This window comes from Pokkaliibacter plantistimulans (assembly GCF_003194385.1).
In the GTDB taxonomy this organism is placed as follows: domain Bacteria; phylum Pseudomonadota; class Gammaproteobacteria; order Pseudomonadales; family Balneatricaceae; genus Pokkaliibacter; species Pokkaliibacter plantistimulans.
In genome coordinates, this window is the sequence record NZ_LAPT01000010.1 from 36,604 (window position 1) to 45,632 (window position 9,029).

The window sequence follows — 9,029 nt, forward strand, 5'->3', positions numbered from 1 at the left end:
TTACACACCGCTCAATGAGCGTAGCCAATTTTGGCAACTTCCCTTCCACTCACCGGAACAACGATACGTCTGGTCCAGTTCTCGCTACTCACTGGGCTCCAGGCTGGGGTGGCAAGGCAATACGCGGCGCCCATTGTTGCCACTCAGGTTGAGGTTCCGCATTGAGCTCGAATCGGCTATTGGGGGCAGCGGGCTGACCCATTTTTTCGCCCTCTGGTGTTGCAAATGAAATCCCGCCCGCCAGCAGCGTCTCGACAGACTGGGTACGAATGGAGGCACCGCTTAACAGGCCAAAATCCATACCGAAGCCGCTGTTATTCCAAAACCGTGAACCCGTCCTGAGCAGCGACCTGTAACGTGGGGTAATAGCCAGCTGAATTAACACCTTGTCCGCCGTATCAGCCAACTGGGTATCCACTACCTTACCCACGGCAACACCCCGGTAGAACACCGTAACCCCCGGGCGTATGGACCCCAGATCACGGGTTTCCAGAATTACCGGGAATCCGCTCAGCTGTTGTTCAACCGGCGCCTGATCCAGACCGGTAAACTGCGTTTTCAGCTGCCCATTCATGCCCTGGCTACGAACCTGCACATAAGCCCCGCCCACAATGCTGTCCAGACCACTAACCTCGGTCAGCTTCAGTTGCGGATGTACTACCCAGAACTCGGTACCTTCTCGCGCCAGACGCTGCCCCTGCAGATCAAGAAAAATCGACGCCGTAATGCTGCTAAAGTTACGGTCCGGCTGCAGCCCTCTGACCTCACCAATTTCCAGCCCATTCCATTTGACCTTACTGCCGACACTCAGACCATCTGCCTGTTGCCAGCGCACCGTCACTATACGGCCCCGCTCCATGGCTTTGTCGAGACTGTCATAGAGGATAAATTCGGTTCCCGGCTTTACGGGTGCCCCCTTTTCGTCATCAACATTGCCAAGGGCAATACCTCCGGTAGCAATGGCCAGCAGTGACTCCGTCTGGATACTGATTCCTCCCAGTCCGCCTTTGATATTGATACCGCTGGCATGCCAGAAACGAGTAGCCGTGTTCACCAGGCGTGCATACTGCGGCCTGACATTCACCTCCATCGTGATCCCCTGACCATCCTTGTCGAGGCTGTATTGCATCACGCTGCCGACTTCAACTCGGTGATAGTAAAGCGGTGTACCCGGTGCTACAGAGCCCAGCTGATGACCATGCAGCGTCAGCTTCAGGCCGGGCTCAGCTTCGTTATATGCAGGCGCTTGCCCCAGCGCGGTAAAGTCAGTGGATGGCTCGCCACCTCCGGGCTCAACAGCGATGTAATTGCCTTTGACGAGGGTATCCAGATCAGAAAAGCCAGAAAGACTGATACTCGGCTTTACTAACCAGAACCTGGAGCCTTTCCGTAAAAAACTCTCGGCCTTGGGATCGAAAAGGATATGTGCATCCACCCTGTTAAAGTCGGGGCTCAGCTCCATTTTCTGCAATGTCCCAATAGGCACCCCGCGATAGACCACCTGAGTCACCCCTTCCACCAGTCCTTGTGCAGAACCAAACTCGATATTGACCTTGATGCCTGCTTCAGCGCTGGCGTAATCGCTGTATAGCGAGAAAATGTGGCCGTTCTGTACAGGTTCGCCTTTGTTATCGTTAGGCGTAGAGAAGGCAATACCGCCGCTTATCAACGAAATCAGTGACTCGGTACGTACCTTGAAGCCGTTCAGACCACCACTGATGTCAACACCGCTGGCATTCCAGAACCGGGTCTCACTGTTAATCAGTTCATCAAAGGGCGGCTGTACATAGATGTCCACTTCAACATTCTGACTGTTATTCGCCAGACGATATTCCTGTACTGTGCCCACCTTGATTTGCTTGTAATACACCGGCGTGCCCGGACTGACGGACCCCAGTGAATCAGCACGCAAGGTAATATGCAGTCCTGGCTCATCCATACTGACTGGTGGCGCCTTGTCGGTGGCGACAAACTCAGTGGTTTCCGTCCCCCCCCCTGGCTGCACGCCGATATAGTTACCCGAAACCAGCGTTTCCAGACCGCTCACCCCTTCAAAGCTGACGCTCGGCGTTACCAGCCAGAACTCGGTACCTGTCCTAAGACCCGACTCTGCAGCCCGGTCAACTTCAGCTTCGACGATGACCGTCTCCAGATCTTTGCCGATGTCGACTTTCTTGACCAGGCCAACTTTCAGGCCTTTATAGCGAATCTCGGTTTTTCCGGCCTCAATGCCCTGCCCGCTTTTAAAGGTGATATGTACTGTGATACCGACATCCGACAGCGTCTTCCACAGTAGCCAACCTCCCATCACCAAAGCCACTAATGGGAGTAACCACACCAATGACCAGCTACGACGCTTACGCACGACCGGTGCAGCGCCTCGTGGCGTGGGCAGTGGTTCGGCACAGTCAATACGATCCTCAGATGAAGTTTGCCGGGCACCACCCAGAGGCTGGCCAACAACGACATCCTCATCTGCTTCTATTTCTTCCGACACTGCTTTCTCTTCCGCTGCCAGACTGGCATCGCCAGTAGCTTCCTTCTGCACTTCAGCCTGTTCTGGCGAGGCAGCCTTTATCCGCTGGTCACTGTCATCAGGCGGTGTGACCGACTTGTCTCTATCGTTACCGGAGGTATCACTCATCTCCAACCTCCTTATCCCATATCAGACGGGGATCGAAGGTCATCGCCGCCAGCATCGTCAGCACCACCGTCAGGCCAAAAGCCGTGGCAGCTGGCCCTGCTTCTATGCGGGCGACCGCACCCAAATTAACCAGGGCCGCCAGTAAGGCAATGACAAAAATGTCCAGCATGGACCACCTGCCAATAAATTCGATCATGCGGTACATCGACGTGCATTGACTGGCATTCAGATGCCAGCCTATCTGAATCTTGATCAACAAAATCACCAAACCAATCAACTTCAAAAAAGGAACGGCCAGGCTGGCAATGAATACCACCGCAGCAATACCGTAAGCACCATGGTGCACCAAGGCCACGACACCTCCAAAAATGGTACTTGGCGTGTCGTTACCTAGCTGGGATACCACCATGATGGGGTACAGGTTGGCCGGCAAAAAACATATCGCTGCCGTAATCAGCAGCGCCCATGTATGCACCACACTGTTGGGGTAGCGGCTATATAAACGGGTGCCGCAGCGGGGACAGTACTGAGCGATCTCGTCGTTATCGACAAAACGGCATAATTTATGACAGAGGCTGCAGGAAGCCATCCCCAGCGAGCGGGCAGAACGGACGTCCATCATCGCTTGTTCAATCCTTCTTCCTTTAACGCATAACGCTCAGTGATAACCTGATCATCTTCTCGAGCAGTCGGAACTGATGCAGGTACTGCCTCATAAGGTACAGGCGCATGAATCCCGTGCTCCAGGAACTCCCAAACCTCTTCAGTATCCAGACTCAACGTCATCAGCAGCGTCATCAGCAGCATGCCAATAAATGCATAAAGCCCAAGACCAATATGGACCGACGCCATATCCAGCAGCTTCACCATGGAAACCAGTACGCCGATCAGATAGACCTCCAGCATTCCCCAGCCTTTTAAAAGGTGCCAGAACTTGAACATGCTTTTGACCCAAGGATTATAGTGGTCCAGGCTGATCGCAATCAGCACAAGTGTCAGGCTCAGCATTTCGATAAAAGGCACTGCAATACTGCATGCAAGCACCAGAAAACTAGTCCACCAGTATCCTTCATTGAACAGTGCCAGTACCGCAGCAATCAAAGTGGCACTATTGGACATACCCAGCACATCAAGGCCGATAATCGGCAGCAAGACCGCCGGAAAAAACAGAATCAGCCCGGTCAGACTGAGAGCCAGCGTACGACGCACCGTATCAGGACGACTGGCATAGAGATGACATCCACAGCGTGGGCAATAGGCATCAAAACGAACATCAATAGCCTGCTTTATGAAAACGGCATCACACTCGTGACACGCCAGCCACTCACCTTCCTCCTGATACAACGCATTCTGCTTGATATCGCTCGTTACCATAACGTCCTTAACACTCACACTCATCTATTACCTGTCTGCCGCCTGCATCAATCAGGCTCGCGCGCTGATGAGACACCTTGCAGCGATCAATGAACAGATACCATCGCTTACAGAAGTTGCTTATCAGAAAATCGGCTCTGCCACTATGTTTAAAGACAATGCTCCCCATTGTGCAAATGAAAAGCCACGCATTATACGTGGCGAGCAAGGCAAAAGTGTCAGTAAGCGTCAATTGTCTGACTCTTCTGCTCGCATACAGGTGATAAACTCTTTCAGCGACAAGAAGAAAGCCACTTTCTGTGTGAAGCCCTCCCGGCAGGGTAGTTCTTACGCACTTGCATCAATGTAGTGCAATTCGTTGTTACCACTTTCCCCATAAGGCGTTACGCAAGAGCCCCACTAGAACACAATCCGACTTTAGTCAACTCTGCAAGAGCACAACTAATCATATGAATTAGACATACTCAATAACGCCAAACTTAATGGTTTTAGACAGATTTTCCCTGCAAAGTCGTATAGTTTGGCATTTCAAGTTACGGTTTTTGAATGAATTTTTCATATACCAAAAATTCAGGCACGGCTTTTGCTATATACCTGTCGAGCTCGCCATTAGCAGATATGGCACTTCCAAACCAGTGATAGACCGAGGAATAACCAAGATGAAGAAGATCGGTTCTGTAGCTGCCGCCGCAGCGGTTGCGCTGACCTTTTCTGTACAGAGTCACTCAGCGACTCTGGATACAGTTAAAGAACGCGGCTACTTGCAGTGTGGTGTCAGCACAGGTTTGCCTGGGTTCTCTAACCCTGATGACAAAGGCAACTGGCAGGGACTTGATGTGGACGTGTGCCGTGCGGTAGCTGCTGCTGCCCTGGGTGATGCCAGCAAAGTGAAGTATGTCCCTCTGAACGCCAAAGAGCGCTTTACTGCGCTGCAGTCTGGCGAAATTGACATGCTGTCACGTAACACCACCTGGACCCTGACTCGTGACACCACGCTGGGTCTGAACTTCACTGGCGTCAGCTACTATGACGGTCAGGGCTTCATGGTCAGCAAGAAGCTGGGCGTAAGCAGTGCTCTGGAACTGGACGGCGCTACCGTATGTATCCAGGCAGGTACTACCACCGAGCTGAACCTGGCTGACTACTTCCGTCAGAACAACATGACCTATCAGCCTGTGGTATTCGATACCTCTGACCAGACCGTACAAGGCTTCGAAGCAGGTCGCTGCGACGTTCTGACCTCTGACCAGTCTCAACTGTACGCACTGCGTATCAAACTGGCTGATCCTTCATCTGCCATGGTTCTGCCAGAAGTCATCTCCAAAGAGCCTCTGGGCCCATCCGTTCGTCAGGGTGACGATCAGTGGTTCAACCTGGTCAAGTGGTCTCTGTTTGCAGCCGTTACTGCTGAAGAAATGGGTCTGACCTCTGCCAACGTTGATCAGATGAAAAACAGTGACAACCCCGATGTGAAACGCTTCACCGGTGCTGAAGGCGACTTCGGCAAGGCGCTGGGTGTCAACAATGACTGGGCTTACCAGATCGTCAAGCAGGTAGGTAACTACGGCGAGATCTTCGAGCGCAACGTAGGTGCCAACACTCCTCTGGGCATCGCTCGTGGCTTGAACGCCCTGTGGAGCAAAGGTGGCCTGCAGTACGCACCTCCCATGCGTTAATGGTTGTGTGATGCGCTTGTTATAGCGCAGCACTTGAAACAAGAGCGGGAATGGATATTCCCGCTCTCAATGCTCAGCTGATGCCTCTCACCCTGCCGTATGCCCTTGGTCAGTGGTGAAGAAGTGTGCGACCCGGTCGCCAGCCACGGCGGAAGCCCGAGTATCGAATTATCCCTTTCAGGAGGTTTGCGAATGTCGTCTGAAGCCAAAAAGCCTCAGGCCCACAGCACCATGCCTAATAACAAGCCGCTGTTCTGGAATGATCCAGAAAAACGTGCGCTGTTTTTCCAGGCGTTGCTGATTCTTGCGGTTGGGGGAGCAATCTGGATCATCGTCGATAACACTCTCGCCAATCTGGAGCAACGTGGTATCACGACCGGCTTTGATTTTCTGTCGAAACCTGCCGGTTTCGGGATTCTTCAATCCCTCATTGAATATAACGAACAAGAATCCTATGGCCGTACCTTTATAGTCGGTTTACTAAACACCTTACTCGTTTCAGGTATAGGTATCGCCCTAGCCACCCTGCTCGGTTTCGTTATCGGTGTGGCGCGCCTGTCTCACAACTGGCTGATTTCTCGCCTGGCACTGGTTTATATTGAGATCTTCCGCAACATTCCATTGCTACTGCAGATTTTCTTCTGGTATTTCGCCGTTCTGCGCGCCCTGCCTAATGCCAAACAGAGCCTGTCTATCGGTGAGAGCGTTTTCCTCAATATTCGCGGCCTGTATATCCCCAGCCCGGTATTTGAAGCAGGCAGCAGTATCATTCTGATCGCCCTTATTACTGGTGTTATCGCATCCTTCTTCGTTTCTCGCTGGGCACACAAACGTCAGGACGACACCGGTCAGATCTTCCCGACTACCTGGGTAAACCTGGGTCTGATCGTGGGCCTGCCTGTCATTGCCTTCTTTATTTCCGGCTCCCCTGTCAGCCTCGAATATCCTGAGCTGAAAGGTTTCAACTTCCGCGGTGGCATCACTGTTATCCCTGAGTTTCTGGCCCTGCTGGTAGCATTGTCGATCTATACCGCCGCCTTCATTGCCGAAATCGTTCGCTCAGGTATCCAGTCAGTCCATCATGGTCAGACTGAAGCAGCTCATGCTTTGGGCCTGCCACACGGTCGTACTCTGAAGCTGGTGATTATCCCCCAGGCAATGCGTGTCATCATTCCACCACTCACCAGCCAGTATCTGAACCTGACCAAGAACTCTTCACTGGCAACCGCCATTGGCTATCCCGACCTGGTATCTGTTTTTGCTGGTACCACGCTCAACCAGACTGGCCAGGCTGTTGAAATTATCTTCATCACCATGGCGGTTTACCTGCTGATCAGTCTGCTCATCTCGGTGTTCATGAACTGGTACAACAAACGCATGTCGTTGGTGGAGCGTTAACATGGAAAAATTCAAACCTTTGCCAAGCCTGCCCGCGCCAGTGAAAACCACCGGTATCATCGGCTGGCTGCGCACCAACCTGTTCTCTTCACCGCTGAACTCGGTGATGAGTCTGATCCTGGGCTACATTGTCCTGTCGCTGCTGATCCCGGCCATTAACTGGGCTTTCGTTAAGGCAGACTGGTTTGGCACCAGCCGTGACGCCTGTACTTCAGGCGGCGCCTGCTGGGTGTTTATCACTTCACGCTTTTCGCAGTTTATCTATGGCTTCTATCCAGAAACCGAGTACTGGCGTGTAGACACCACGTTTGTCGTGCTTGCAGCCAGTCTGGCTTGGCTGATGATCAATCACCTGCCCTGGAAAAAATGGGTGTCGATCTTTGCCGTGTTTGTCTTTCCCTTCGTTGCTTACGTACTTCTGCATGGTGGCCACTTTGGTCTGATGGAGGTCGAGACCCATCGTTGGGGTGGCTTTATGCTGACGCTGGTCATCGCTGTCGTCGGCATTGCCGCAGCACTACCTCTGGGCATCCTGCTGGCATTGGGTCGTCGCTCACAGATGCCTGTTATCAAGAGCTTCTGCGTCGTCTTCATCGAAGTCTGGCGCGGCGTACCGCTGATAACCGTGCTGTTCATGGCCTCCGTCATGCTACCGCTGTTTGTTCCGCAGGACATTACCTTCGACAAACTATTGCGTGCGCTGATCGGCATCACCCTGTTCCAGTCTGCTTATATGGCTGAAGTGGTACGTGGTGGTCTGCAAGCCATTCCCAAAGGACAGTATGAGGCCGCCGATGCCCTGGGCCTGAGCTACTGGCGCAGCATGAGCATGATCATCCTGCCTCAGGCTCTGAAAATGATGATTCCCGGTATCGTCAACACCTTCATCGCACTGTTCAAAGACACCAGTCTGGTGCTGATCATTGGTCTGTTTGATCTGCTGGCGATTGTTCAGGCAGCACTGACCGATCCTAAATGGCTGGGCTTTTCCACCGAAGGTTATGTATTCGTCGCTTTGATGTTCTGGGTGTTCTGTTTTGGCATGTCACGTTATAGCCAGCACCTTGAGCGCAAACTGCACACCGGCCACAAACGCTGAGCCGTACCGGATTTGGAGATTTAGACAATGAGTTCAGAAAACTACATGGTTCAGCTGAAGAACGTGAACAAGTGGTACGGTAACTTCCACGTTCTGAAAAACGTTAACCTCAACGTCAAGAAAGGCGAGCGTATCGTCATCTGCGGGCCATCAGGCTCAGGCAAATCGACCACTATTCGCTGCATCAACCGTCTGGAAGAGCATCATCAGGGCGAAATCATCGTCAATGGCATCACCCTGAACAATGATCTGAAGAACATCGAGTCCATCCGTCGTGACGTGGGCATGGTGTTCCAGCACTTCAACCTCTTTCCTCATCTGACCGTGCTGGAGAACTGCTGCCTGGCCCCCATCTGGGTCAAAAAGGTTCCCCGTCGGGAAGCAGAAGCAACCGCCATGCGCTATCTGGAAAAGGTGAAGATCCCTGATCAGGCTAAGAAATTTCCTGGCCAGCTGTCAGGCGGACAGCAGCAGCGTGTGGCGATTGCCCGTGCACTGTGCATGAACCCCGATGTGATGCTGTTTGACGAGCCGACGTCTGCTCTTGACCCGGAAATGGTCAAGGAAGTGTTGGATACCATGATCAGTCTGGCGGAAACCGGTATGACCATGTTGTGCGTGACCCACGAAATGGGCTTCGCCAAATCCGTGGCCGACCGCGTGATCTTTATGGACGGAGGTCAGATTGTGGAAGAGAACGAGCCTAACGAGTTCTTCAATAATCCACAGAATGAGCGTACACAGCTGTTCCTGAGCCAGATTCTTAATCACTAACAGGCTGTTGAAAAACGTTATTGAGGCAGCCGAGAGAAGGAAGTACCCCGAGGGCACAAGAAAC

At 52.6% G+C, this 9,029-nt stretch carries 7 protein-coding genes; 4 read left to right on the forward strand and 3 right to left on the reverse strand.

Translation table 11 applies throughout. From position 1 onward, the window contains the following. Positions 1–88: 88 nt before the first annotated feature. Genes WH50_RS03135 through WH50_RS03145 form a run of 3 tightly spaced genes read right to left on the reverse strand, consistent with a single transcriptional unit; the run spans position 89 to position 4,042 of the window. Entirely contained in the window at positions 89–2,644 is a 2,556-nt protein-coding gene (locus WH50_RS03135; protein ID WP_110185979.1) for a PqiB family protein, read from the reverse strand. Next, a complete protein-coding gene (locus tag WH50_RS03140) occupies positions 2,637–3,266 on the reverse strand; it encodes a paraquat-inducible protein A (RefSeq protein WP_243409977.1) in 630 nt (209 codons plus the stop codon). Before WH50_RS03140 ends, WH50_RS03135 begins: the two co-directional genes overlap by 8 nt. After that, positions 3,263–4,042 (reverse strand): paraquat-inducible protein A, encoded by a 780-nt coding sequence (locus tag WH50_RS03145; RefSeq protein WP_110185980.1) that lies wholly within the window; start codon positions 4,040–4,042, stop codon positions 3,263–3,265. The genes WH50_RS03140 and WH50_RS03145 overlap by 4 nt, the downstream gene beginning before the upstream one ends. Positions 4,043–4,677: 635 nt before the next feature. Here WH50_RS03145 and WH50_RS03155 point away from each other — a divergent pair. The 4 genes from WH50_RS03155 (at position 4,678) to WH50_RS03170 (ending at position 8,965) form a co-directional block, all read left to right on the forward strand. Further along, entirely contained in the window at positions 4,678–5,694 is a 1,017-nt protein-coding gene (locus tag WH50_RS03155; protein WP_110185982.1) for an amino acid ABC transporter substrate-binding protein, read from the forward strand. A gap of 192 nt (positions 5,695–5,886) precedes the next feature. Then, the gene (locus WH50_RS03160) at positions 5,887–7,092 is read left to right on the forward strand and encodes an amino acid ABC transporter permease (RefSeq protein ID WP_243409979.1); all 1,206 of its coding nucleotides are present in this window, start codon (positions 5,887–5,889) and stop codon (positions 7,090–7,092) included. A gap of 1 nt (position 7,093) precedes the next feature. Continuing rightward, positions 7,094–8,191 (forward strand): amino acid ABC transporter permease, encoded by a 1,098-nt coding sequence (locus WH50_RS03165; protein WP_110185983.1) that lies wholly within the window; start codon positions 7,094–7,096, stop codon positions 8,189–8,191. A 45-nt stretch (positions 8,192–8,236) separates the two neighbouring features. Further along, positions 8,237–8,965, forward strand: a complete 729-nt coding sequence (locus WH50_RS03170; RefSeq protein ID WP_165838287.1) for an amino acid ABC transporter ATP-binding protein — start codon at positions 8,237–8,239, stop codon at positions 8,963–8,965. Positions 8,966–9,029 lie beyond the last annotated feature (64 nt).

Excerpts from the sequence above, each read along its gene's own strand:
- WH50_RS03145 (WP_110185980.1), bottom strand. The coding sequence starts at position 4,042 with ATGAGTGTGAGTGTTAAGGACGTTATGGTAACGAGCGATATCAAGCAG.
- WH50_RS03165 (WP_110185983.1), top strand. The coding sequence starts at position 7,094 with ATGGAAAAATTCAAACCTTTGCCAAGCCTGCCCGCGCCAGTGAAAACC.
- WH50_RS03170 (WP_165838287.1), top strand. The coding sequence starts at position 8,237 with ATGGTTCAGCTGAAGAACGTGAACAAGTGGTACGGTAACTTCCACGTT.
- WH50_RS03135 (WP_110185979.1), bottom strand. The coding sequence starts at position 2,644 with ATGAGTGATACCTCCGGTAACGATAGAGACAAGTCGGTCACACCGCCT.
- WH50_RS03160 (WP_243409979.1), top strand. The coding sequence starts at position 5,887 with ATGTCGTCTGAAGCCAAAAAGCCTCAGGCCCACAGCACCATGCCTAAT.
- WH50_RS03155 (WP_110185982.1), top strand. The coding sequence starts at position 4,678 with ATGAAGAAGATCGGTTCTGTAGCTGCCGCCGCAGCGGTTGCGCTGACC.
- WH50_RS03140 (WP_243409977.1), bottom strand. The coding sequence starts at position 3,266 with ATGATGGACGTCCGTTCTGCCCGCTCGCTGGGGATGGCTTCCTGCAGC.